This window comes from Nonomuraea helvata, assembly GCF_039535785.1.
Taxonomy (GTDB): Bacteria; Actinomycetota; Actinomycetes; order Streptosporangiales; family Streptosporangiaceae; genus Nonomuraea; species Nonomuraea helvata.
Map to the genome: position 1 here is coordinate 916,774 of NZ_BAAAXV010000008.1, position 23,421 is coordinate 940,194.

23 protein-coding genes and 1 pseudogene are annotated in these 23,421 nt (G+C 72.7%); 14 read left to right on the forward strand and 10 right to left on the reverse strand.

All coding sequences use genetic code 11. The features are described from left to right. Positions 1-45: 45 nt before the first annotated feature. Positions 46-789, reverse strand: coding sequence for a sirohydrochlorin chelatase (locus ABD830_RS31735; protein ID WP_344995501.1), 744 nt, complete (start codon positions 787-789; stop codon positions 46-48). Further along, complete coding sequence (locus tag ABD830_RS31740; protein WP_344995504.1) at positions 786-1,952, reverse strand: uroporphyrinogen-III synthase; 1,167 nt, start codon at positions 1,950-1,952, stop codon at positions 786-788. The genes ABD830_RS31735 and ABD830_RS31740 overlap by 4 nt, the downstream gene beginning before the upstream one ends. A gap of 250 nt (positions 1,953-2,202) precedes the next feature. Between ABD830_RS31740 and ABD830_RS31745 the strand changes: the two genes are divergently transcribed. After that, positions 2,203-2,664 carry a peptide deformylase gene (locus tag ABD830_RS31745; RefSeq protein ID WP_378520780.1) on the forward strand — a complete coding sequence of 154 codons (462 nt, stop codon included), beginning with the start codon at positions 2,203-2,205 and terminating at the stop codon, positions 2,662-2,664. Position 2,665: 1 nt separating this feature from the next. Here the strand turns inward: ABD830_RS31745 and ABD830_RS31750 are convergent, their stop codons facing one another. The 3 genes from ABD830_RS31750 to ABD830_RS31760 are packed head-to-tail and all read right to left on the reverse strand — an operon-like array spanning position 2,666 to position 4,452. Next, positions 2,666-2,914 carry a WhiB family transcriptional regulator gene (locus tag ABD830_RS31750; RefSeq protein ID WP_344995510.1) on the reverse strand — a complete coding sequence of 83 codons (249 nt, stop codon included), beginning with the start codon at positions 2,912-2,914 and terminating at the stop codon, positions 2,666-2,668. A gap of 30 nt (positions 2,915-2,944) precedes the next feature. After that, positions 2,945-3,865, reverse strand: a complete 921-nt coding sequence (locus ABD830_RS31755; RefSeq protein WP_344995513.1) for a glycosyltransferase — start codon at positions 3,863-3,865, stop codon at positions 2,945-2,947. Next, positions 3,862-4,452, reverse strand: coding sequence for a D-glycero-alpha-D-manno-heptose-1,7-bisphosphate 7-phosphatase (locus ABD830_RS31760; RefSeq protein WP_344995516.1), 591 nt, complete (start codon positions 4,450-4,452; stop codon positions 3,862-3,864). Before ABD830_RS31760 ends, ABD830_RS31755 begins: the two co-directional genes overlap by 4 nt. A 173-nt stretch (positions 4,453-4,625) precedes the next feature. Between ABD830_RS31760 and ABD830_RS31765 the strand changes: the two genes are divergently transcribed. From ABD830_RS31765 to ABD830_RS31810, 10 genes are read left to right on the forward strand one after another with little or no spacing between them, the layout of a single operon-like run. Then, positions 4,626-6,257, forward strand: coding sequence for a carbamoyltransferase family protein (locus tag ABD830_RS31765; RefSeq protein WP_344995519.1), 1,632 nt, complete (start codon positions 4,626-4,628; stop codon positions 6,255-6,257). Then, positions 6,254-7,372 (forward strand): glycosyltransferase family 2 protein, encoded by a 1,119-nt coding sequence (locus ABD830_RS31770; RefSeq protein WP_344995522.1) that lies wholly within the window; start codon positions 6,254-6,256, stop codon positions 7,370-7,372. Before ABD830_RS31765 ends, ABD830_RS31770 begins: the two co-directional genes overlap by 4 nt. Continuing rightward, the gene (locus ABD830_RS31775; RefSeq protein ID WP_344995525.1) at positions 7,369-8,544 is read left to right on the forward strand and encodes a glycosyltransferase family 9 protein; all 1,176 of its coding nucleotides are present in this window, start codon (positions 7,369-7,371) and stop codon (positions 8,542-8,544) included. Before ABD830_RS31770 ends, ABD830_RS31775 begins: the two co-directional genes overlap by 4 nt. After that, positions 8,541-9,728 (forward strand): glycosyltransferase, encoded by a 1,188-nt coding sequence (locus ABD830_RS31780; protein ID WP_344995527.1) that lies wholly within the window; start codon positions 8,541-8,543, stop codon positions 9,726-9,728. Before ABD830_RS31775 ends, ABD830_RS31780 begins: the two co-directional genes overlap by 4 nt. Positions 9,729-9,730: 2 nt before the next feature. Beyond that, positions 9,731-10,279, forward strand: a complete 549-nt coding sequence (locus tag ABD830_RS31785) for a D-sedoheptulose-7-phosphate isomerase (RefSeq protein ID WP_344995530.1) — start codon at positions 9,731-9,733, stop codon at positions 10,277-10,279. After that, a complete protein-coding gene (locus ABD830_RS31790) occupies positions 10,276-11,625 on the forward strand; it encodes a PfkB family carbohydrate kinase (RefSeq protein ID WP_344995533.1) in 1,350 nt (449 codons plus the stop codon). The genes ABD830_RS31785 and ABD830_RS31790 overlap by 4 nt, the downstream gene beginning before the upstream one ends. Further along, on the forward strand, positions 11,622-12,296 hold the full coding sequence (locus tag ABD830_RS31795) for an SDR family oxidoreductase (protein ID WP_344995536.1): 675 nt from the start codon (positions 11,622-11,624) through the stop codon (positions 12,294-12,296). The genes ABD830_RS31790 and ABD830_RS31795 overlap by 4 nt, the downstream gene beginning before the upstream one ends. Next, positions 12,287-13,159 (forward strand): glycosyltransferase family 9 protein, encoded by an 873-nt coding sequence (locus tag ABD830_RS31800; protein ID WP_344995539.1) that lies wholly within the window; start codon positions 12,287-12,289, stop codon positions 13,157-13,159. The genes ABD830_RS31795 and ABD830_RS31800 overlap by 10 nt, the downstream gene beginning before the upstream one ends. Further along, complete coding sequence (locus ABD830_RS31805; protein ID WP_344995541.1) at positions 13,156-14,118, forward strand: UDP-glucuronic acid decarboxylase family protein; 963 nt, start codon at positions 13,156-13,158, stop codon at positions 14,116-14,118. Before ABD830_RS31800 ends, ABD830_RS31805 begins: the two co-directional genes overlap by 4 nt. A 2-nt stretch (positions 14,119-14,120) precedes the next feature. Continuing rightward, entirely contained in the window at positions 14,121-14,693 is a 573-nt protein-coding gene (locus tag ABD830_RS31810; RefSeq protein WP_344995543.1) for a cysteine hydrolase family protein, read from the forward strand. Here ABD830_RS31810 and ABD830_RS31815 read toward each other — a convergent pair. The 5 genes and pseudogenes from ABD830_RS31815 to ABD830_RS54380 all read right to left on the reverse strand — a co-directional run. Further along, entirely contained in the window at positions 14,657-15,619 is a 963-nt protein-coding gene (locus tag ABD830_RS31815; protein ID WP_344995546.1) for an NAD-dependent epimerase/dehydratase family protein, read from the reverse strand. The genes ABD830_RS31810 and ABD830_RS31815 overlap by 37 nt on opposite strands. An 80-nt stretch (positions 15,620-15,699) precedes the next feature. Beyond that, on the reverse strand, positions 15,700-16,191 hold the full coding sequence (locus ABD830_RS31820; RefSeq protein ID WP_344995549.1) for a hypothetical protein: 492 nt from the start codon (positions 16,189-16,191) through the stop codon (positions 15,700-15,702). A gap of 194 nt (positions 16,192-16,385) precedes the next feature. After that, the gene (locus tag ABD830_RS31825) at positions 16,386-17,240 is read right to left on the reverse strand and encodes a PAC2 family protein (RefSeq protein WP_344995552.1); all 855 of its coding nucleotides are present in this window, start codon (positions 17,238-17,240) and stop codon (positions 16,386-16,388) included. Between the two features lie 232 nt (positions 17,241-17,472). Beyond that, positions 17,473-17,643, reverse strand: a complete 171-nt coding sequence (locus ABD830_RS54375) for a universal stress protein (RefSeq protein ID WP_425567192.1) — start codon at positions 17,641-17,643, stop codon at positions 17,473-17,475. A 121-nt stretch (positions 17,644-17,764) separates the two neighbouring features. Continuing rightward, positions 17,765-17,932 (reverse strand): annotated as a pseudogene (locus ABD830_RS54380) (universal stress protein); the annotation flags it as partial. 130 nt (positions 17,933-18,062) lie between these two features. Here ABD830_RS54380 and metH point away from each other — a divergent pair. From metH to ABD830_RS31845, 3 genes are all read left to right on the forward strand, one after another. Further along, positions 18,063-21,527: a methionine synthase gene (metH, locus tag ABD830_RS31835; RefSeq protein WP_344995555.1), complete on the forward strand. Its 3,465-nt coding sequence runs from the start codon at positions 18,063-18,065 to the stop codon at positions 21,525-21,527. Between the two features lie 146 nt (positions 21,528-21,673). Further along, positions 21,674-22,318 carry an HAD family hydrolase gene (locus ABD830_RS31840; protein ID WP_344995558.1) on the forward strand — a complete coding sequence of 215 codons (645 nt, stop codon included), beginning with the start codon at positions 21,674-21,676 and terminating at the stop codon, positions 22,316-22,318. 500 nt (positions 22,319-22,818) lie between these two features. After that, positions 22,819-23,295, forward strand: a complete 477-nt coding sequence (locus ABD830_RS31845) for a cellulose synthase (RefSeq protein ID WP_344995561.1) — start codon at positions 22,819-22,821, stop codon at positions 23,293-23,295. Positions 23,296-23,421: the final 126 nt, after the last annotated feature.

Sequence of the window (23,421 nt, forward strand, 5' to 3'; positions counted from 1 at the left end):
GAGTGGGACGCGTGATGGTGGCGGGGCGCGTCCCGGGGGGAGCGGTCAGAGGGACGCCTCGTGCAGGCCCGGAGTGTGCGGGAGGGACGGGCGGCCGGCGAGGGCGATGTCGTAGCGGTGCCAGATCAGCGCCGCCACGTCCGGGTCCGCGCCCAGCGGGTCGCTCACCAGCCCGGCCCCCGCGGCCGCCAGCCGGCCGTGGAAGAACCCGGGCGCGAGGACGTACGAGGCGATGGCCACGCGGGCGGCCGGGGTCGAGCCGAGCCGTTCCATGGCCTCCTCGAGCGACGGCGACCCGGCCGAGGCGAAGGCCGCCGTGACCGGGCGGGCAAGGCGTACGGCCAGCAGATGGGCGGCGGCGCGGACGTCGGCCAGCGCCGCCGGGTCGGAGGAGCCGGCGGCGCCCAGGATCACGGCGTCCGTGGAGCGCAGGCCGGCCCGGGCCAGCTTGCGCGCCAGCGCCGACGTCAGCAGCCGGTGCGGCCCCAGCCAGCCGGCCACCACGGCGTCGGGACGGCACGCGGCGATGACCTCGGGCAGGTCGATGTGGACGTGGTAGCCGCCCGCCAGCAGCAGCGGCACCACGACCACCGGGCCGCGGACCGCGCTCAGCACGTCGGACAGCAGGGGCGAGCTGATCTCGAGGTAGCTCAGCTCGACGCGCTGCCCGGGACGGGCACTTCTGACGGTCTCCGCCAGGGCCGACAGGGTCTGTTCCCCGGCCGCGCTGCGCGTGCCGTGCGCGGCCAGGACGAGCGCGGGCCTCGGAGCGAGAGTGCCACCGTTCACTGGCCCACCTCGTACAGGCAGGCCAGGCGGTATCCGCGCTTGACCACCGTCTCCACGATCCCGCTGGGCCCGAGTGCCCGGCGCAGCCGCGTGATCGCCATCTCCACCGCGTGCTCGGCCGATTCGCGCGCGATGCTGCCCGGCAGCACGGTACGCAGGTCGGCGCGGGTCACCACGTGACCCGGCTTGTCCGCCAGGCGCTTGAGCACCGCCATCGGGGCCGGGGGCAGCGGGCGCAGCTCCCCGTCCACCACCACGGCGTGACCGCGGATCTCCAGCCGGTGATCGCCCGCCACCAGGCGGGTGACGCCGTGCTCGGGCAGGTGCCGGGCCAGGGCGCGGGCCAGCGCGCCGAGGCGCGAGCGCTCCGGCTGCAGGGTCTCCACGCCGCGCGAGGTCAGCGGCTCGGCCGTGACGGGTCCCACGCAGGCGGCCACGACCCTCCCGCCGAACGCCGCCAGCAGCGCCTCCTCCAGCCCCTCGGCGCGGGCCGCCCCCAGCATGGCGTGGACGGCGGGCGCGCTGGTGAAGGCGACCGCGTCCACCGAGCCGGAGATGGTCTGGCTGATCAGCCGGCGCAGCGGCGAGATGTCGCGGTACGGCAGCCACCGGTAGACCGGGATCTCGATCACCTCGGCCCCCGCCTGGCGCAGGTCGGCCACGAAGTCTCTGAGCGGCTCGCCGTGCTGCTGCACCGCGATGCGCCGCCCGCGCAGGTCCTGGGCGAGGAGGTACTGCTTGACCTCCTCGCACGACTCCGTGGGAGGCGTCCAGTGGTCGTTCAGCCCGGCGGCGCGCACCGCGCCCCTGGCCTTGGGGCCGCGGGTCAGCAGGCGTGCTCTGGACAGGTGCTCGCCCAGGTCGGCCGACAGGCCCCAGCCCTCGGCGGCGGCCATCCAGCCGCGGAACCCGACGCCGGTGGTGACCACCACGTCGTCGAGCGGCCCCGACAGGCTCTCCCGGGTCGCGGCGAGCAGGTCGGCGTCCTCCGCCAGCGGGACCAGCCGGATCGCGGGGGCGCTGACCACGCGCGCGCCGCGCCGCTCCAGCAGCGCGCCGAACTCCTCCCGCCGCCTCGTCGCGGTCACCCCGACCGTGAAGCCCGCCAGGGCGTCGGGCGCCGTCTCCGGGGAAGACCCGCCGTCAAGGGCAGGCACGCTCATGCCGGCACCTCCAGGTAGTCGGTGATGCCTGGCCGGGCCCCGAGCACCCGGCCAGGCATCACAGGCACGTGTGACGCAAGTGAGATCACCCTCCGATACTGCTTTGGGGTGGTTTCGCCTACGGGTCTCTTCTGTTACCGCTGTGCTACATGGCGGAGGGTTGGGGATTGGCGAGGCGCGGTCGCGGGAAACGTTCAGCGTGACGACGCCGCCTATCGGGGAGTTACGGGTGACGGTCCGGCCTATTCGCATGTTCGATGATCCGGTGCTCCGCTCGGTCGCGGCACCGGTCCATGACTTCGACCGTGAGCTGCGGCAACTGGTCAAATCGCTGACCGCCACCATGCGCGCGGGCGCGGGCCGGGCGGGCCTGGCGGCGCCGCAGATCGGGGAGCCGGTACGGGTGGTGGTCTACTCGTACGACGGCAAGTCCGGCCATCTGGTCAATCCACGCCTGGAGTTGTCGGAGCGCCGGGTGACCGCCGATGAGGCGTGCCTGTCGGCGCCGGGGGTGTGGTGGCCACTGGAACGTTCCTACATGGTCACGGCGCGTGGCCGCGACATGTTCGGCAAGCCCGTGACGGTGCGCGCGCTGGGGGTGCTGGCCCGGGTGCTGCAGCACGAAACCGACCATCTCGACGGCGTGCTGTTCAGCGATCACCTCGAAGCGGCCGAGCGCGAACGCTTTCTCGCGGAGGCCCTGCCGACCTGAGTCACCTGTGGTTCGCCGAGGTCAGGCTCAGCTCCCTTCGCTGCAGGGGATCGGTGCCACCCCACACGCCGTAGGCCTGCCTGGTGTCCAGCGCGTACTCCAGGCACGGCTCACGTACGGGGCAGCCGGCGCACACATGCTTGGCCTGCGCGACTTGGGATTGGCTCGGCCCTTCCACGGAGATCGGGAAGAACAATTCCGGGTCCAAGTCGAGGCAGGCGGCCCTTCGGGACCAGTCGAGCATCATCATGACGTTCGCGCCTACCCACTCGACCAGCTCTCATACCTCGGCGAGCAGCCGATCCCAGTCCGACAGGAACCGGCCGAGCCCGTAACGGGCCAGTGCCGCCGCCCGCGCGGCCTTGCCCGCCTGCGCGGCGCCCTCCGGGTCCGCCACGAACGCGTGCAGCGCGTCGGCCAGCACGTTCACCTTCGTGGACAGCACGCCGGCCTCCTGCGGCACGGCCTCGATCGCCTCGGTGGCGGCCAGCGCGACGACAGGCAGGCCGAGGGTCATGGCCTCGATCAGGGCGAGCCCGAGCGACGTCCACCGGTAGGGGTGCAGGTAGACCCGGCGCCGGGCCAGCTCGGCGTGCATGACGTGCTGCGGCAGGTCCTCATAGGTGCCGTACGGCAGCCCGTCCACCTTCATCCCGAACACGTCGAGTGGCACCCGCTCGGCGAAGCGCGGCAGCAGGTCGGTCCCGGCGACACGGGTGCGGCGTACCGGCTCGTTGACCACCACGCCCGCCCGGGGCAGCTCGCCCGTGTACAGGTGGCCGGGGTCGGGGACGCCGTGCTCGATGACGCGGGTGCGCGCGCGGCCGTTGTCCCAGTACAGCTCGTTGAAGTGGGTGACGTGCACCAGCGTGATGTCGCTCTGGCCGGCCAGCGGGTGCCGGGTGCGCGGCACGTCGCCCGCCGGGGTGTTGTGCTCCACGTACAGGCCGGGCACGTCGCGACCGAGCCACTCGCGGGCCAGCTCGATCTCGTGCGGGCGCTGGTAGACGACCACGTCGACGGGCTCCTGGCGGAGCCGGTCGAAGGGCACCTCGCGGGCGCTCTCCGGCCAGTCGAACGTCTGGGCGCGTCCCCGGCCGTCGGGACCACGGCCGGGGACGAGCGGGAGGACGTATTCGTGATCGCCCCTGATGAAGGCGCTGATCCACGAGCCGTGCACGTGCCAGATGAGGATCCTCACCAGCGGCTCCAGCCGAGCGCCCGGGCCCACGGCGCCGAGGCGGCCGGCACGGGGCCCTCCATGTCGCTCAGCACGCGGTCCACGACGTCGGTCAGGTCGTCCGCGACCTCGGCGGCCTGCTCGACCTCCTCCAGCCGCGTCTGCTGGGTCGGCACCAGGATGCCCCTGGCTCCGGCGGCCCTGGCCGCGTCCATGTCCCTGCCGATGTCGCCCACGACCACGCAGTCGCGGGGGCTGACGTCCAGAATGGCCGCGGCCCTGATCACGAGCCCGGGCGCGGGTTTGCGGCAGGTGCAGCCGTCGGCGTCGTCGTGCACACAGATCGCCCACGCGTCGAACGGGCCGAGCAGCTCCTCCACCCTGGCGTTCACCTGGTCCATCTCGTCCGGGGACAGCAGGCCCTTGGCCACCCCCGACTGATTGGTGACCACGGCGACCGGAACGTCGGCCCGTCTGAGCCGGGCCACCGCCTCCATCGCACCCGGCATGGGTTCGACGAGGGCCGGGTCGCCGTTGTACGGCACGTCCCTGATCAAGGTCCCGTCCCTGTCGAAGAGCACGGCGCCGGGACGTCGCTTTTCGAACACCTTTCACCTCCGTCGCGTGTCCGCCAGCTACCCGGGGCCCGACCCTACAAACAACTACTTAGAGTGACGAATGCCAGGCGGCTGCGCCTGTTTTCCCACCTCGGCGGCCTGCGGCAGGTTTGGGAGCCGCTTCTCTCGGTAGCGGTTCTCGACATCTTCTGGGGGAGGAACACATGAGGTTTCTCGGCATCAACGCGATCTTCCACGACCCGGCCGCCGCCCTGGTGGTCGACGGGAAGATCGTGGCCGCCGCGGAGGAGGAGCGCTTCAGCCGCCGCAAACACGGCAAGCGGCCGCTGGCGTTCTCGGCGTGGGAGCTGCCGGAGCAGGCCGCCGCCTGGTGCCTGCGTGAGGCGGGGCTCTCCCCGGAGGACATCGACGCCGTCGCCTACTCCTACGACCCGTCGCTGGTCGTCCAGCGGCCGGAGGGCGACTGGGAGGACCTGCGCACGAAGTACGCCGTACGCGCCCCGGCGTTCCTCGCCACGGCGCTGCCCGGACTCGACCCCGGTCAGGTCACGTACGTGCCGCACCACGTGGCCCACGCCGCGTCGGCGGGGCTGGCCTCGCCCTGGCGGGACTGCGCGGTGCTGGTGTGCGACGGCCGGGGCGAGAACGTCTCGCACCTGGCGGGCCGCTACCGGGACGGAGACCTGGAGGTGCTGGCCGCCCAGGAGCTGCCGCACTCGCTCGGCCTGATGTACGAGGACGTCACCCAGCATCTGGGCTTCCTGCGCTCCAGCGACGAGTACAAGGTCATGGCGCTGGCCTCGTACGGCCGGCCGCGGCACCTGGAGGCGCTGCGCGAGGTGATCTACACGACCGGGGACGGCGGGTTCCGCGTCGAACCGGTCGACTGGAACGGCTACGCCAAGGCCCTGCGCAAGGGCGCCCCCTGGACCTCCGACCACGCCGACCTGGCCGCCAGCGTGCAGGCCCGGCTGGAGGAGGTGCTGCTGGAGCTGGTGCGCTGGCTGCACGAACGCACCGGCGAGCGACGGCTCGCCCTGGCCGGCGGCGTGGCGCTGAACTGCGTGGCCAACACGCGCCTGCTGGACGAGGGGCCGTTCGACGAGGTGTGGGTGCAGCCGGCGGCGGGCGACTCCGGCACCGCGCTGGGCGGGGCGCTCCACCTCGCCCAGGCCCACGGCGAGCCGGCCGGGCCCATGCCCGGCGCGGCGCTGGGGCGCGGCTTCACCGAGGAGGAGTTGGGCGCCTGGCTCGACGTGGCCCGCGTGCCGCATACCCGCCCCGCCGACCTGGCCGCCGCGGTGGCCGCCGAGCTGGCCGCCGACAAGATCGTGGCCTGGTTCCAGGGCCGGTCGGAGTACGGGCCGCGGGCGCTCGGGCACCGGTCCCTGCTGGCCCATCCCGGGCACGCCCGCAACACCGAGCGGCTCAACGACGTCAAGGGACGTGAGCAGTTCAGGCCCATCGCGCCGATGGTGCTGGAGTCGCGGGCCCGTGAGATCTTCGGGCGGGGGCCGGTGCCCTCGCCGTACATGCTGTTCGTCCACGACGTGCACCCCGACTGGGCGCCGCGCATCCCCGCGGTGGTGCACGTGGACGGGACCGCGCGCGTCCAGACCGTCTCGCCCGACGCCCATCCGATGATGGCGCGGGTGCTGAGCGAGTTCGAGGCGCGTACGGGGCTGCCCGTGGTGGTCAACACGAGCCTCAACACCGCCGGGCGGCCCATGGTCGACGATCCCCGTGACGCCCTGGAGTGCTTCGGGTCCTCACCGGTGGACGTGCTGGTCCTGGGGCCGTACCTGGTGCGGCGCGGGGAGGTGTTCGCATCGTGATCACCGTGGTGATCCCCACCGTGGGGCGGCCCACGCTGCGCGACACGCTGGCGGGCGTCGGCTCCGGCGTGCCGGTGATCGTGGTGGACGACACCCCCGCGGCCGAGCTCTCCGTACCCGCTCCGGTACGGGTCGTGCGCTCCGGCGGGCGCGGGCCCGCGGCGGCGCGCAACGCCGGATGGCGGGCCTCGACCACGCCGTGGGTGGTGTTCCTGGACGACGACGTGGTCCCGTCGCCCGGCTGGGCCGAGGCGGTCGTGAAGGACCTGGCCGACCTGCCCGACGACGTGGCCGGCAGCCAGGGGCGCATCGAGGTGCCGCTGCCTGACGACCGTGAGCCCACCGACGCGGAGCGGCACACCGCCGGGCTCGCCGACGCGCTCTGGGTGACCGCGGACATGGCCTACCGGCGGTCGGTGCTGGAGTCGGTAGGGGGGTTCGACGAGCGCTTCCCCCGGGCGTACCGGGAGGACGCCGACCTTGCGCTGCGGGTGTCACAGGCGGGGCACCGGCTCGTCAAGGGCGACCGGGTGACCACGCATCCGGTGCGCGACGACGGGTTCTGGGCGAGCGTGCGCTTCCAGCGGGGCAACGCGGACGACGCCCTCATGCGCCGCCTGCACGGGCCCGGCTGGCGCACCGCCATCGGCGGGGGGCGGGGCCGCCTGCGGGTGCACGCCGCCACCACGGCCGCCGCGCTCACCGCCCTGACCCTGGCCGCCACCGCCGCCGCCCGCGCCCGCCGCGCCCTGAGACGAGCCGACGCGTGGTCGCGGCGAGCCGGTGGGCGGCTGCTCAGCCGGCAGGCCAGCCGGCCCGGCCGAGGGCTGGTCAACGGCGTCCTGAGGCAGCCGCCGGTTCGAGGGCTGGTCGGCGGTGCGTTGACGCAGCGGCCCGGTGCCGGTGGACGAGATGCGCGGTCCCGGCAGGCAGGGGTGCTGGCCGCGCTGGCCGGTGCCGCGTGGGCCGCGATGACCGCCGAGTTCGCGTGGCGGCGCATCGCGCCCGGCCCCCGTACCCCCGAGGAAGTGTGGCGGATGGTCGTCACCAGCGTCGTGATCCCGCCGGTCGCCTGCGTGCACCGGCTGCGAGGGGAATGGAGGGCGCGCCGATGAGCGGTCGCATGCCTGGAACGCTCTGCGGTTCGAGGCGGTGCACGACGGCGGAGGCGGCCGCGCGCGTGGCCACCGCCGAAGCCGCACGCGAGCCCGCCACGGCGGCGGCGGCCCGGCCCGAGCGGCGCCGGGACGCGCAGGACCGGGGCCGGGTGCTGGTGGCCCGCCTGGACGACGCGGGCGACGTGCTGCTGAGCGGCCCGGCGGTCAGGGCCGTGCGCACGCTGGCCCGCGAGCTCGTCTTCCTGTCCGGCCCGAACGGCAGGCAGGCCGCCGAGCTCCTGCCCGGCGTGGACCAGGTCATCGAGTGGCGAGCTCCGTGGATCGATCACACCCCCCAGTCGGTCAGCAAAGGCCAGGTCGCCGAGCTGGTGGCCAAGCTCTCCGACATCGACGAGGCGTTGATCCTCACCTCGTTCCACCAGTCGGCGCTCCCGCTCGCCCTCCTGCTCAGGCTGGCGGGCGTCCGCAGGATCAGCGCCATCAGCAACGACTACCCCGGCTCGCTCCTGGACGTCCGGCACGTCGTGGACGAGAGCGTCGACGTCCCGGAGGCCGAGCGGGCACTGGCGGTCGCCAGGGCGGCAGGCTTCGAACTGCCGGAGGGCGATGACGGCAAACTCGCTGTTCAGCGGCCATTGCCGGATATAGGTAAAGAAATAGGGCACCTACTAGGCGTCGGCGCCGATGCCGGCAAAGGCGCGTATGTCGTGGTCCACCCCGGGACATCGGCCCCCGCACGAACCTGGCCGGCCGACCGGCACCGGCAGACCGTGCGGGAGCTCGTCGAAGACGGGCACCAGGTCGTCGTGACCGGCACTGAACGTGATCTCACCGCCTACGTGGCCGGCGACCTCGCGGCCGACCTCGGCGGCGTGACCACTTTCGCCCAACTGGCCGCCGTGATCGAGCGTGCCGGCGTGCTCGTGGCAGGCAACACCGGCCCCGCGCACCTGGCGGCGGCGGTCGGGACCCCGGTCGTGAGCCTGTTCGCCCCCGTCGTCCCCGCGGCGCGGTGGGCCCCCTACGGGGTGCCCACGGTGCTGCTCGGCGACCAGGAAGCGCCCTGCCGCGCAAGCAGGGCGCGCGTCTGCCCGGTACCCGGACACCCGTGCCTGTCCCATGTGACAAGTGAGCAGGTGGTCAAGGCAGTGAGGGAGCTGACTCCGTGAAGGTCGATCTCATCTCTGAGCACGCGGATCCGCTGGCGGCGATCGGCGGTGTAGACGCGGGCGGCCAGAACGTCCACGTCGCCGCCCTGGCGCTCGCGCTGGCCGATCGCGGGCACACGATCGTCGTGCACACCCGGCGCTCATCCGAGCGGCAACCCGAGTCGGTGACCATGGCGCCGGGCGTCACGGTCGAGTACGTCCCGGCCGGTCCCCCGTCCCCCCTTCCCAAAGACGAGCTGCCCCCGTACATGGCGGAGTTCACCGAGCGCCTGGCCGACCGCTGGGCCGCGAGCCCGCCGGACGTCGTGCACGCGCACTTCTGGATGAGCGGCCAGGCCGCGCTGCAGGCGGCCGACGGGGTGCCGGTGGTGCAGACGTTCCACGCGCTGGGGACGGTCAAGCGGCGCTGGCAGGGCGACGCAGACACCAGCCCCGGGCACCGGATCCCCACCGAGTGCGAGATCGGCAAGCGCGCCGACGCCGTGCTGGCCACCTGCCGCGACGAGGTGAACGAACTGCGCGCGATGGGCATCCCCGAGCAGCGCATCACCGTCGTGCCGTGCGGGGTGGACCTGGGGGCGTTCTGCCCCGAGGGGCCGGTGGCGCCGCGCACCGCCGACAAGATGATCCTCTGCATCGGCAGGATGGTGCCGCGCAAGGGCGTGGACACCGTGATCAGGGCGCTGCGCCAGGTCTCCGGCGCGGAGCTGGTGATCGCGGGCGGCAGCGAGGACGACGACGAGGCGGTCAGGCTGCGCGAGCTGGCGCAGGCGTACGGGCTCGACGACCGGGTGCACGTGATCGGCAGCGTGCCGCGCGAGCACGTGCCCGCGCTGATGCGCTCGGCCGACGTCGTGGTGACGGTGCCGTGGTACGAGCCGTTCGGCATGGTGCCGGTCGAGGCGATGGCGTGCGGCGTGCCGGTCGTGGCCTCGGCGGTGGGCGGGCACCTGGACACCGTCGCCGGCTGCGGCGTGCTGGTGCCGCCGCGCCGTCCTCGGGCCCTGGCCAGGGCGCTGCGCGACCTGCTCGGCAACCCGGACAAACGGGCGGCGCTCGGCGCGGCGGGGGCGCGCAGGGCACATCACCGATACGGCTGGCCGCGCGTGGCCGAGCTGACCGAGGCCGTGTACACGCAAGTCATCGACGGCAAGGTATGCCGCCTGGCCGCTCTGGGGGGTTGATCGTGGACGCACATCTGGAAAAGCTCTGGACGACCCTGGAGAAGGTCGATGACCAGGCGGTCACCGTCCGGGCCTGGGGTGGGAAGCTGGCCGGCGTTCTGTCCGCCGGGGGCAGGCTGCTGGCCTGCGGCAACGGCGGCTCGGCCGCCGAGGCGCAGCACCTGACGGCCGAGCTCGTCGGCAGGTTCAGGGACGACAGGCGGCCGTACGCGGCGATCCCGTTGCACGCCGACGGCTCGTCGCTGACGGCGATCGCCAACGACTTCGGCGCCGAGGCGGTCTACGCCCGCCAGGTGCGCGCCCACGGCAGGCCGGGCGACGTGCTGCTCTGCCTGTCCACCAGCGGCACCAGCCCGAACGTGCTGGCCGCGGCCGGGGCCGCGCAGGAGGCCGGCGTCCTCGCCTGGGCCATGACGGGGCCCGCGCCGAACCCGCTGGCCGAGCTCTGCGACGAGGCGGTCGCCGTGCCGGGGGAGGAGACGGCCACGGTGCAGGAGGTGCACCTCGCCCTCATCCACCTGCTGTGCGACGCGGTCGAGGAGGCACTGTGAGGGCGCCGCGCAACCCGGGCCCGCTCGTCGTCATCGGGGACACCCTGCTGGACGTGGACGTCGAGGGCGACACTGAGCGGCTCTGCCCGGACGCCCCCGTTCCCGTGGTGGAGGTCTCCTCCGAGCAGGCCCGTCCCGGCGGGGCGGGGCTGGCGGCGCTGCTGGCCGCGCGCGACGGCGCCGACGTCGTGCTGATCACGGCGATCGGCGACGACCCCGACGGCCGCCGCCTGTGCGGCCTGCTGTCGGAGGAGGTCGACCTGGTACGCCTGCCGCTGCGCGGCGGCACCGTGCGCAAGACCAGGGTCAGGGCGCGCGGCCAGACCCTGGTCCGGCTGGACTCCGGCGACGGCACCGCCAGGTACGCCCCCACGGAGGAGGCCGCGCGGGCCGTCGAGCAGGCCGGCGCGGTGCTGGTCTCCGACTACGGCAGGGGCGTGGCCCGGATGGCCCGCGAGCTGCTGCGCGACGCCGACGTGCCGGTCGTGTGGGACCCGCACCCCAGAGGCGCCCAGCCGATGCCCGGCTGCGCGCTGCTGACACCGAGCGAGGCGGAGGCGAAGATGCTCTGCCGGTCCGGCTATCAGGGCCCCGACCAGGCGGCCCGCCGCCTGGTGCGGGAGCTGCGGGCCGGGGCGGTGGCCGTCACGACCGGCGAGCGCGGGGCCGCGCTCGCCGTCCAGGGCGGCCCGCTCACCCAGATCCCGCCGCCGGTCCTGGCCGGCAACCGCGACGCCTGCGGCGCGGGCGACCGGCTCGCCTCCGCCGCCGCGAACGCGCTGCGCGACGGCTCCGGCATCCAGGAGGCGGTCATCATCGGCGTCGGCGAGGCCTCGCGCTTCGTGGAACGCGGCGGGTCCGCCGGCGTGAAGATCCACGAACAGCGGCTCGGCGACCGGCCGCGCACCGCCCTCGAGGTCGCCAGGCTCACCCGCGCCTACGGCGGCCGCCTGATCGCGACCGGCGGCTGCTTCGACCTGCTGCACGCCGGGCACGTGAGCCTGCTGCGGCGGGCCAGGGCCCTGGGCGACGCGCTCGTCGTCTGCGTCAACTCCGACACCTCGGTACGCAGGCTGAAGGGCCCGTCCAGGCCCATCGTGGACGTGCGCGACCGGGTCGAGGTGCTGCGGGCGCTGGGCTGCGTGGACGCGGTGCTGGTGTTCGACGAGGACACCCCGGCCCACGCCATCGGGCTGCTGCGCCCCGACGTGTGGGTGAAGGGCGGCGACTACGAGGGGGAGAAGCTGCCCGAATCCGAGGTCCTGGCCGCGATCGGCGCGGAGACCGTCGTGCTGAGCACGCTGCCGGGACGTTCGACAACGAATCTGATCAGGGAGATCCAGTGAATATTTTGATCACCGGGGGAGCCTCCGGGCTGGGCCTGGCCACCGCCGAAGCCGTGGAGAAGGAGGGCTGGCGGGCGCTCGTCGTCGACAAGCGCCCGCCAGGACAGCCCTTCGAGCACGTCACGGCCGACCTGGCCGACCGGGGGGAGGCCGAGCGGGCGGTACGCGAGCTGGCCGAACGGGCCGGCGGACTGGACGGCGTGGTCACGGCGGCCGGCATCGACGCCTGCGGGCGGCTGGAGGACGTCGCGGCCGACGACTGGGAGCGGGTCATCCGGGTGAACCTGCTCGGCACCGCCTCGATCGTGCGGGCGGCGCTGCCGTACCTCAAGCACACCCGCGGCAAGATCATCACCTGCGCGTCCACGCTCGGGCTGCGGCCGCTCAGCGACGCCTCGGCGTACTCGGCGTCGAAGTTCGGCGTCGTCGGCCTCACCAGAGCCCTCGCCGTCGAGCTGCGCGGCGAGGTCGGCGTGACGCTGCTCGTCCCGGGCGGCATGCGCACGGCCTTCTTCGACGGCCGTCCTGACCAGTACAAACCGGGACCCGAAGCCGGGCTGAACGACCCCGCCGACGTCGCCCAGACCGTCGTCTTCGCGCTGCGGCAGCCGGTCGGATGCGAGGTGAGAGAGCTCGTGGTCTGCCCGTCCACGGAGACGTCATGGCCCTAGAACTCGTCGCCCTGCGCGGGCTCGGCCTGGGCGACCTGCTCACGGCCGTGCCCGCGCTGCGGGCGCTGCGCCAGGCCTTTCCCAGGCACCGGATCACGCTGGCCGCGCCGCGGGCGCTGGAGGCCCTGCTGCCGCTGACCGCCGCGGTGGACGACCAGATCGACGTGTCGGGTCCTGGACCCGTGCCGTTCGAGCGGCCCGACATCGCGGTGAACCTGCACGGCAAAGGGCCGCAGAGCATCGAGGCGCTGCGGCGCACCGACCCGGGCCGGCTGATCAGCTTCGGCACCGGCCCGCCGTACCCGGAGGGTGTGCACGAGGTCCGGCGCTGGTGCGGCCTGCTCGAATGGCACGGCATCGCGACCGATCCCGCGGACCTGACGCTCGGCATCTCCGACCGTACGGGGCCCGCGATCGTCCATCCGGGCGCCGCCTATCCCGCGCGGCGCTGGCCGCCCGAGCGGTTCGCCGAAGTGGCGGCGGCGCTCGAGGACGTGGTCGTCACGGGCAACGCCGACGAGGTGCCGATCGCCGGCGAGGTGGCCCGGCTGGCGGGCCTGCCCCCGGAGCGGATGATGGCCGGGCGGACCGGGCTGGCCGACCTGATCGACCTGGTGAGCAGGGCGCGGCTGGTGGTCTGCGGGGACACCGGCGTCGCGCACCTGGCGACGGCGTTCTGCGTGCCGTCGGTGGTGCTGTTCGGGCCGGTGTCACCCGCGTTGTGGGGGCCGCCGCCCGGCTGGCGCCACGTGGCGCTGTGGGCGGGCAGGAACGGGGATCCGCACGGGCTGCGGCCCGATCCCGGCCTGCTGAAGATCGAGGTTTCCGAAGTCGTAGACGCTGTCTTGGAGGTCACGTCATGAGGGCTCTGGTCACCGGGGGCGCCGGGTTCCTCGGCTCCTACCTGTGCGAGCGGCTGCTGGAGGAGGGTGCGGAGGTGGTCTGCATGGACAGCTTCCTCACCGGCGGCCCGCGCAACGTCGAGCACCTGATCGACCGGCCCGAGTTCCGGATCATCGAGTGCGACCTGACCGGGTACGTGCACGTGCCGGACCGGCTGGATCTCGTCCTGCACTTCGCCTCGGCCGCCTCGCCGGCCGACTACCTGCGCTATCCGATCGAGACCCTGCGGGTCGGCAGCGCCGGCACACTGCACGCGCTGGGCCTGGCCAGGGAGAAGGGCGCCAGGTTCATCCTCGCCTCCACCAGCGAGGTGTACGGCGACCCGCTCGAGCATCCGCAGCGCGAGACGTACTGGGGCAACGTCAACCCGGTCGGCCCGCGCAGCGTCTACGACGAGGCCAAGCGCTTCGCCGAGTCCCTGACCACCGCCTACCGGCACTCGCGCGGCACCGACACCGGGATCGTGCGCATCTTCAACACGTACGGGCCGCGCATGCGCCCCTTCGACGGCCGGGCCATCCCGACGTTCATCCGGCAGTCGTTGAAGGGCGAGCCCATCACGATCACCGGCGACGGCTCGCAGACGCGCTCCATCTGCTACGTGGACGACACCGTGTCCGGGATCCTCGCCATGGCCCGCAGCGACTTCGCCGGACCCGTCAACATCGGCAACCCGGACGAGCTGACCATGCTGGAGCTGGCCACCATGATCCGGGACCTGGCCGGCTCGTCGTCGGAGATCGAGTTCATCGACCGGCCCGCCGACGACCCCAAGGTCCGCCGCCCCGACACCGCGCTGGCCGCCGAGCGGCTCGGCTGGCGCGCGCAGGTGCCCGCCGCCGAGGGCCTGCGCCGCACGATCGAGTGGTTCTCGGCGGAGCTCGCCACTGCCGAGCAGCTCGAGCAGGTCCAGGTCTGAGCATGCCGCGGACCGCACTGGTCGTCGTGGACATGCTCAACCCCTTCCAGCACCAGGACGCCGAGCAACTGCAGCGGAGCGTCGAACCCGTCGTGCCGCGGCTGGCCGAGCTGATCGGCCGGGCGCGCCACCGGGACGACGTGGACCTGATCTACGTCAACGACAACTACGGGGACTTCACCGCGACCCGGGACGACCTCGTGGCGCGGGCGCTCAAAGGCGCCCGCCCCGATCTCGTCGAGCCGGTCGCGCCGCCCGCCGACTGCGCGTTCCTGCCCAAGGTGCGCCACAGCGCCTTCTACGGGACGTCGCTGGAGTACGTGCTGCGGCAGCGGGACGTGCGGACGGTGCTGCTGACCGGCCAGGTGACCGAGCAGTGCATCCTGTACAGCGCGCTGGACGCCTACATTCGGGACTTCTCCATCATGGTGCCGCCCGACTGCGTGGCGGCGATCCACGACGACCTGGGGCGGGCGGCGCTGCGCATGATGGAGCGCAACATGTCGGCCGCGATCGTCCCGTCCCGCGAGTGCCTCGCTCAGCGCTCGTTACCCGCGCGCAGCCACGCGAGGTAGCCGGCGACCGCCCGCTCGGTGTCGTACGCGGGCTCGAACCCCGTGTCCTCGCGCAGCCGGGTGGTGTCCAGCCAGAAGGCGGGCGCGGGGTCGCGCCCCTCGGGGAGGTCGGCGCGGGCGTCGGGGACCAGCTTCCTGATCGCGGCGACGACCTCCTCGTTGGTCGTCAGCCTCCCGGAGGCCACGTTGTACGTGCGGTGCCCCAGCCGGCCGGCGACCTGGAGCAGCGCGATCGCGCGGCCGCAGTCCTCGGCGTAGCACAGGTCGATGCCGTCGCCCAGGCGCCCGCCGCCGCGCAGCGTGGACAGGTCGGGCTCGGTGCCGCGGGCGGCGGCGTGCACGAGCTGGGGCGCGGGGAAGAACGGCGACGCGGCATGGCCGAGCGGGCCCCAGATGGCGCCGATGCGGTAGTTGACCACGTCGAGGCCCATGGTTCCGGCGAGGTGGTCGCCGAGGAGCTCGCCGATCTTCTTGAACGCCGGGATCGGGTGGCCGGCCGTCATCGGCAGCGGCACGTCCTCCTTGAGCGCGCCCTCACCGGCGACCTGGCCGGTGACGCCGCCGTACACGCCGATCGTGCTGGCCACGCCGACCCGCGCCACCTGCCACTCGCCCGCGGCCCGGAACACGTTCAGGAGACTACGCAGGGCCTTGTCCGCGCCTTCCAGCGGCTCGTACGCGCCGGGCGGCCAGGGCATGGAGCCGGCGAGGTGCACGATGCCGGTGATCTCGTGGCGCTTGCCGAGCTCCAGCAGCGCCGACTCGTCGGTGAGGTCGGCCTGCTCGACGACGACGGCCTCGCCGGCGAACCTCTCCGGCACCACGGCGGGCCTGCGCTGGACGAGCAGACAGGACTCGCCCAGGTCGAGCAGGGTCCGGGTGGTGTGCGTGCCGATGAAGCCCAGCCCGCCGGTGATCAGAATCATGGTCAGCTCCACAAATCATCAGTAGTACTGACGATCAGTGTAGCCCTAGATCTGGCGGTGGCGTCAAAGAACCTCCGGCCTCAGGCGGCGACGGGCTCGAGCCGCAGCTCGCGAACGATCTCCTCGGCGCTGGCGTCGAGGGACGGGCCCGCGTCGCGGCCGATGAACATCTCGATGTAGGCCCGGTGGAAGCAGCCCGCGATCAGCAGCCGCGCGCTCGCCTCCGGGTCCACGTCCGGCCCCACCCGGCCCAGCTCCTGCTCGGCCGCCAGGTACGCCGCCAGCGGCGCCGTTTCGGTGCGCGGCCCGAGACCCGTGTCCCGGACGGCCTCGCGGAAGCGGACCGTCACGTCGGGCGAGGTGAAAGCGGGCAGCGCCGCGCTCTGTACGTCGATGTAGTACTCGATACCTGCTCGCGCAACGGGGAGGAGATTATCCGCTACGCACCCTTTCCCGACTCGGTGGGAAAGATCGTGGAGAATGCTCAGCCAGAACGGGAGCCGGTCCTGCAGCAGTGCGAGGAAGTAGTCCACGGAGCCGCCCGGGCGGTCTTCCCGGAGGGAGACGGCCATCTGGAGGACGCGGCGCCTGGCGTCCTGACTTCTTTGGTGCGGGTCTACATGGGAAGTCGCCATGGCGTGCCTAACGTGCGCGGTCAGTTGAGTAGGCATCACGGCGCGAAGCCGAGGTTTTCAGGGCTGCACATCTTGTTGGCCCCGATTATTACTCGAAATCCCGAAAAAATGGCGGACTTTATCGCTGAGCGTTAGCTGTCAGTATCCCGATCTCTGCGCCTGAGGTAACGCTCGAACTCGGCCGCGATCGCGTCGCCGCTCGCCTCGGGCAGCTCGGCGGCGTCCTTGCGCTCCTCCAGCTCCTTGACGTACTCGGCGACCTCGCTGTCCTGCGAGGCCAGCTCGTCGACGCCGCGCTCCCACGCGCGGGCCTCCTCGTCGAGGTCGCCCAGGGGCATCGGGATCTCCAGCAGGTCCTCCAGGCGGCGCAGCAGCGCCAGCGTCGCCTTCGGGTTGGGCGGCTGGGCGACGTAGTGCGGCACCGACGCCCACAGCGAGACGGCGTCGAGCCCCGCCTCACCGAACGCGTGCTGCAGCACCCCGACGATGCCCGTCGGGCCCTCGTAGCGGCTCAGCTCGAGGTTGGTCGAGCGCGCGAGCCCCGCGTCCGTCGCGCTCCCGAGGATCGGCACGGGCCGGGTGTGCGGCGAGTCGTTGAGCAGCGCGCCCAGCATCACGGCCAGCTCGACGCCCAGCTCGCGGCAGACCTCGATGATGTCGGCGCAGAACGAGCGCCAGCGCATGTTGGGCTCGATGCCGCGCAGCAGCACGACGTCGCGCTCCAGGCCCGGCGGGCGGGCGCGCAGCAGCCGCGTGGTCGGCCACACGATCGACCGCGTCAGCCCGTCGTTCATCTCCACCACGGGACGGGTCACCTGGAAGTCGTAGTAGTCGTCGGGGTCGAGCGCGATCAGCGGCTCGGCCTTCCACGCCGACTCGAGATGGGCGATCACACCGCTGGAAGCCTCACCCGCGTCGTTCCACCCCTCGAACGCGGCTATGAGCACCGGGTCCACGAGCTCGGGGAGCCTGTCGAGCTCTATCACGTGTCGCCTCCTCTCTCCATCGTCTCGCTAAGCCTATGCGGTCGGGAGGGGTCAGCGTCACCGATCTCTCCGCGAACCCGGGCCTCGCCCTGCCGGGCGCGTCCGCGTACCGCGCCGCCTTCGTCCCCCGGCGCGGGCCGCGGTACACCCGATGCCGCTCACGCGCTCGCGCGAGCGCGTGAAAGGTCCCGCGCGCGGGTGCGCGGGCGCGCGAGAGAGTGAGGAGCCCGGATCAGCGGCCGCCGTCGGTGGTGCGGACGATCAGCACGTCGCACGAGGCGCGGTGGGAGACGGCGGACGGCACGGACCCGAGCAGCCGCCCCGCCAGGCTGTTGAGGCCGCGGTTGCCCACCACGAGCAGGTCGGCGCGGTGCCTGGCGGCCAGCGAGACGAGCACGTCCACCGCGTCCCCCCTGCTCGGCCGCCAGCACGACGTCGGAGGCGCCCGCCGCCGCGGCGTGCCCGCGCGCCGCCCGCAGGGCGTCGTCCGCGGGGGTGGAGCCGCTCACCTTGTACGCGAGCGCGCCCAGCCGGTCGGCCGCCGCGACACGCTCGCTCTCCCGCATGGGCAGGTACGCGCAGGCCAGCACGAGAGTGGCGCCGGTCGCCGCGGCCAGGGACGCCGCCGCGGAGACGGCGCGGAAGGAGGAGGCCGAGCCGTCGGTGCCGACGATGACGGTGCGGTAGGCCATGGAGCCCCCAATTGGACGCGATGTCAATTGACGCTCAGTACGATAGCGTGGGCCGCGGACGCCGGTCCTTGAACGAGTGTGCGAGCCGCTTGCGAGTGGCGCTCGAGGCGCACCCGATAAGCTCTACCCCATGAGCATCTCCTCGTCCTTCCGCGAAGTGTTGTCCCAGCGCGTCATCGTGGCCGACGGGGCGATGGGCACGATGCTCCAGGCCCAGGACCCGACACTCGACGACTTCCACGGCCACGAGGGCTGCAACGAGGTGCTCAACGTCACCAGGCCCGACATCGTGCGCGGCGTCCACGACGCCTACTTCGCCGTCGGCGTCGACTGCGTCGAGACCAACACCTTCGGCGCCAACCTCGCCGCGCTCGGCGAGTACGACATCGCCGACCGCGTCCACGAATACTCCGAGGCGGGGGCCAGGATCGCCCGCGAGGCCGCCGACCACTGGTCCACGCCCGACCAGCCGCGCTTCGTCCTCGGCTCCATGGGCCCCGGCACCAAGCTCCCCACGCTCGGCCACCTGCCGTACGCGAGCCTGCGCGACGCCTACCGCGACAACGCGGCGGGCCTGATCGCGGGCGGCGCCGACGCGCTGATCATCGAGACCTGCCAGGACCTGCTCCAGGTCAAGGCCGCCGTCGTCGGCGCCAAGCGTGCCATCGAGGCCTCCGGCCGCGACATCCCGATCATCGCCCAGGTGACCATCGAGACCAACGGCGCCATGCTGCTCGGCTCCGAGATCGGCGCCGCGCTGACCGCGATCGAGCCGCTCGGCGTCGACATCGTGGGCCTCAACTGCGCGACCGGCCCCGCCGAGATGAGCGAGCACCTGCGCTACCTCGCCCGCCACTCGCGGCTCAAGCTGTCCTGCATGCCCAACGCCGGGCTGCCGGTGCTGACGGCCGACGGCGCGTACTATCCGCTGTCGGCGCAGGAGCTGGCCGACGCGCACGGCACGTTCACCCGCGACTACGGCCTGTCGCTGGTCGGCGGCTGCTGCGGCACCACGCCCGAGCACCTGCGCCAGGTGGTCGAGCGGGTGCGGGGCAAGCAGGTCGCGCCGCGCCGCCCGCATCCCGAGCCGGGCGCGTCCTCGCTCTACCAGACGGTGCCGTTCCGGCAGGACACCTCCTACCTGGCCATCGGCGAGCGCTGCAACACCAACGGCTCCAAGGCCTTCCGCGAGGCCATGCTGGCGGGCCGCTGGGACGACTGCGTCGAGACGGCCCGCGACCAGGCCCGCGACGGCGCCCACATGCTCGACCTGTGCGTCGACTACGTCGGCCGCGACGGCGTGGCCGACATGAAGGAGCTGGCGTTCCGGTTCGCCACCGCGTCCACGCTGCCGATCATGCTCGACTCGACCGAGCCCGCCGTGCTGCAGGCCGGCCTCGAGATGCTCGGCGGCCGCGCCGCGGTCAACTCCGTCAACTACGAGGACGGCGACGGCCCCGACTCCCGCTTCCAGAAGATCATGCGCCTCGTGCGCGAGCACGGCTCGGCCGTCGTCGCGCTGACCATCGACGAGGAGGGCCAGGCCCGCACCGCCGAGTGGAAGGTACGCGTGGCCACCCGCCTGGTGGAGGACCTGACCACCAACTGGGGCATGCGGGTCGAGGACATCATCGTCGACTGCCTGACCTTCCCCATCGCCACCGGCCAGGAGGAGACCCGGCGCGACGGCCTGGAGACCATCGAGGCCATCCGCGAGCTCAAGCGGCGCTACCCGGGCGTGCAGACCACGCTGGGCCTGTCCAACATCAGCTTCGGCCTCAACCCGGCCGCCCGCATGGTCCTCAACTCGGTCTTCCTCAACGAGTGCGTCAACGCCGGGCTCGACTCCGCCATCGTGCACGCCTCCAAGATCCTGCCGATGGCCCGCATCCCCGACGAGCAGCGCCAGGTCGCGCTCGACATGGTCTACGACCGGCGCCGCGAGGGCTACGACCCGCTGCAGCGCTTCATGGAGCTGTTCGAGGGCGTCGACGCGGCCGCCATGCGCGCGGGCAAGGCCGAGGAGCTGGCCGCGCTGCCGCTGTGGGAGCGGCTCAAGCGGCGCATCATCGACGGCGAGCGCAAGGGCCTCGAGGCCGACCTCGACACCGCGCTGGACCAGCGGCCGGCCCTCGAGATCATCAACGACGTGCTGCTCGACGGCATGAAGACCGTGGGCGAGCTGTTCGGGTCGGGGCAGATGCAGCTGCCGTTCGTGCTGCAGTCGGCCGAGGTGATGAAGACCGCCGTCGCCTACCTCGAGCCCCACATGGACCGCGTCGAGGGCGAGACGAAGGGCCGCATCGTGCTGGCCACCGTCAAGGGCGACGTCCACGACATCGGCAAGAACCTCGTCGACATCATCCTGTCCAACAACGGCTACCAGGTGGTCAACCTCGGCATCAAGCAGCCGGTCTCGGCCATCCTGGAGGCCGCCGACGAGCAGAAGGCCGACGTCATCGGCATGTCAGGCCTGCTGGTGAAGTCGACGGTCATCATGAAGGAGAACCTGGAGGAGATGAACTCCAGGGGGCTGTCGGAGAGATACCCCGTCCTGCTCGGCGGCGCCGCCCTGACCCGCGCCTACGTCGAGCAGGACCTGGCCGAGCTCTTCGCGGGCGAGGTGCGCTACGCGCGCGACGCGTTCGAGGGGCTGCGGCTGATGGACGCGTTCATGGCCGTCAAGCGCGGCGACAAGGGCGCGACGCTGCCGCCGCTGCGCGAGCGGCGCGTCAAGACCGGCGCGGTGCTGCAGCGCACCCCCGTCGAGGAGCTGCCCGCCCGCTCCGACGTGGCCGCCGACAACCCCGTCCCCACGGCGCCCTTCCACGGCGACCGCGTGGTCAAGGGCATCTCGCTGACCGAGTACGCCGCCTTTCTCGACGAGCGGGCCCTGTTCCTCGGCCAGTGGGGCCTCAAGCCCACCAGGGGCGGCAGCGGTCCCGACTACGACGAGCTGGTCGAGACCGAGGGGCGGCCGCGGCTGCGCATGTGGCTCGACCGCATCCAGACCGAGGGCCTGCTGGAGGCGGCCGTCGTCTACGGCTACTTCCCGTGCGTCTCCGAGGGCGACTCGCTGATCATCCTCGACGAGAACGGCGGCGAACGCACCCGCTTCACGTTCCCGCGCCAGCGCCGCGACCGCCACCTGTGCCTGTCCGACTTCTTCCGCGCCAAGGACTCCGGCGAGGTCGACGTGGTCGGCTTCCAGGTGGCCACCATGGGCTCGAAGATCTCCGAGGCCACGGCCGAGCTGTTCGCCAAGGACGCCTACCGCGACTACCTCGAGCTGCACGGCCTGTCGGTGCAGCTCACCGAGGCGCTGGCCGAATACTGGCACGCCAGGGTGCGCTCGGAGTGGGGGATCGGCGGCGAGGAGTCGCTCGACGACATGCTCAAGGTCAACATCCAGGGCTGCCGCTACTCCTTCGGCTACCCCGCCTGCCCCAACCTGGAGGACCAGAAGCAGCTGTTCGAGCTGCTCGACCCCGAGCGCATCGGGGTGACGCTGTCGGAGGAGTTCCAGCTCCACCCCGAGCAGGCCACCTCCGCGCTGGTCGCCCACCATCCCGAGGCGAAATACTTCAACGTCTGACCCGCCGGCCCGCGCCGCTCGCCCGCCGTTCAGCGGCGGGCGGGGACAACGGCGGGTGTCCGGTGCCGAGAGCGGGAGGGTCTCCGGCGCCGAGGGGGCTCGCCGTTCACCGGCGGGCCGGGAAGCACTACTGATCGGGGGCGGTTGTGGAAGCGGTCTTCTTCGACATGGATGGGCTACTGGTCGACAGCGAGCGGGTCTGGTTGGAGATCGAGACGGACGTGATGGCCCGGCTCGGCGCCCCGTGGACGCCCGCCCACCAGGCCCACCTGCTGGGCGGGTCGATGGAGCGCACGGTCGACTACATGCTGGCCGTGTCCGGGGCCGACGTGCCCGTCGAGACCGTACGGGAGTGGATGACCGGCGGGATGGTGCGACGCCTGTCGGCGGGCGTCCACGTCATGCCCGGGGCCTGCGAGCTGCTCGACGCGCTGCGGGCCGAGGACGTGCCGGTGGGGCTGGTCACCTCGTCGCTGAAGGAGATCGCGGACGCGGTGCTGAAGGGTGTGGGGCGAGACCGGTTCGATGTGGTGGTCACGGCCGACGACGTCGTACGCACCAAGCCGGACCCGGAGCCGTACCTGACGGCCGCGCGGCTGCTGGGAGTGGAGCCGGTGCGGTGCGTGGTGCTGGAGGACTCGCCCAACGGCGTCGCGGCCGCCACGGCGGCGGGCTGCGCGGTGGTGGCGGTCCCGAGCCTGCTGGCCATCGATCCCGCGCCCGGCCGCCTGGTGGTCCCGTCGCTGGAGCTCCTCGGCGTCGCCGACCTGCGCGCCCTCATCACGGTCTGAACCCGTCCCGCCTGCCGCGCTCACCCCTGGCACCACGGACGTGCCCGCCACGCTCAGGTCTCGCACTCCGTCCCGCGGGTCATGCTCACGCCTGGCATTGCGTCACGCGCGCCATGCGCACGGCTCGCACCGCGTCCCGTCCGCCATGCTCATGCCTGGCACCGCGGAACCGCCTGCGCTGCAGCCACTCGCCTGCCGCGCCGCACCGCATCTGACGCCGCAGCCCCTCCATATCCGCGTCCGCCGCTGCGCCCCCCACGTACGAGCTGGAGCGCGACGCCGTCCTCCGGCACCGGAAGGGGCCGAGGCGGCGCGGGTGCGCACGGGCGGCGGCGGCCCCGAGCACAGCCCGGGCGGTTGTCCACGCGCCCGCCCCTCGACCGGTGACACACCGACGGCGGCGATCACGACCCCTAGGGGGCAAGTGGTCCTCGCGGAGGAGGGGCGGGTCGCGTTTCGCGTGCCAGGATGGAGACGTAGTCGACACGAGGGGCGACGTGATGTACGAACAGCTCGCGGCGTTGTGGTTGCCGCTGTGCGCGGGCGTGACCGCGCTCGGCCTGGGGCTCAGCTTCCTGGCCTTCAGGCGCAGGGGAGTGGCCGCGGGTATGCGGGTGGCGGCGTGGGCCTTGCTGCCGGTGGCCGCCTACCTGACGGGGGCGCTGCAGGCGCTGTGGAACATCGGCGCGACCGCCGTCGGCTTCGTCACCGGGCTGGTGCTCAACCCGTTCGTCTGGGCGGGCATCGCCGTGGCCGGGCTGTCCGCGGTGCTGTTCGTCGTGTCGGGCGTCATCCGCGGCAGGAAGCTCTCGAGCGCACGGAAGAAGACCGCCGGCGAGGCTCCGGAAATTCCGCCTTCAGCGAACAAAACGCCCACCAAGCCGCAGCGGCCCGCCGTCGCCGCGCAGCAGAAACCGAAGGGCGACGACGACTTCTCTGACATCGAAGAGCTGCTCAAGCGCCGCGGCATCAGCTGATAGCACGGCAAAACCCAGCTCTGTCACAGTTCTGAGACGCAACCGGGACGACTCGTAGACATTCTCCTCAAGATCGATACGAATGAGTTTCTGGTCAATCACAGTTGAGCCACATAGAGCACTGAG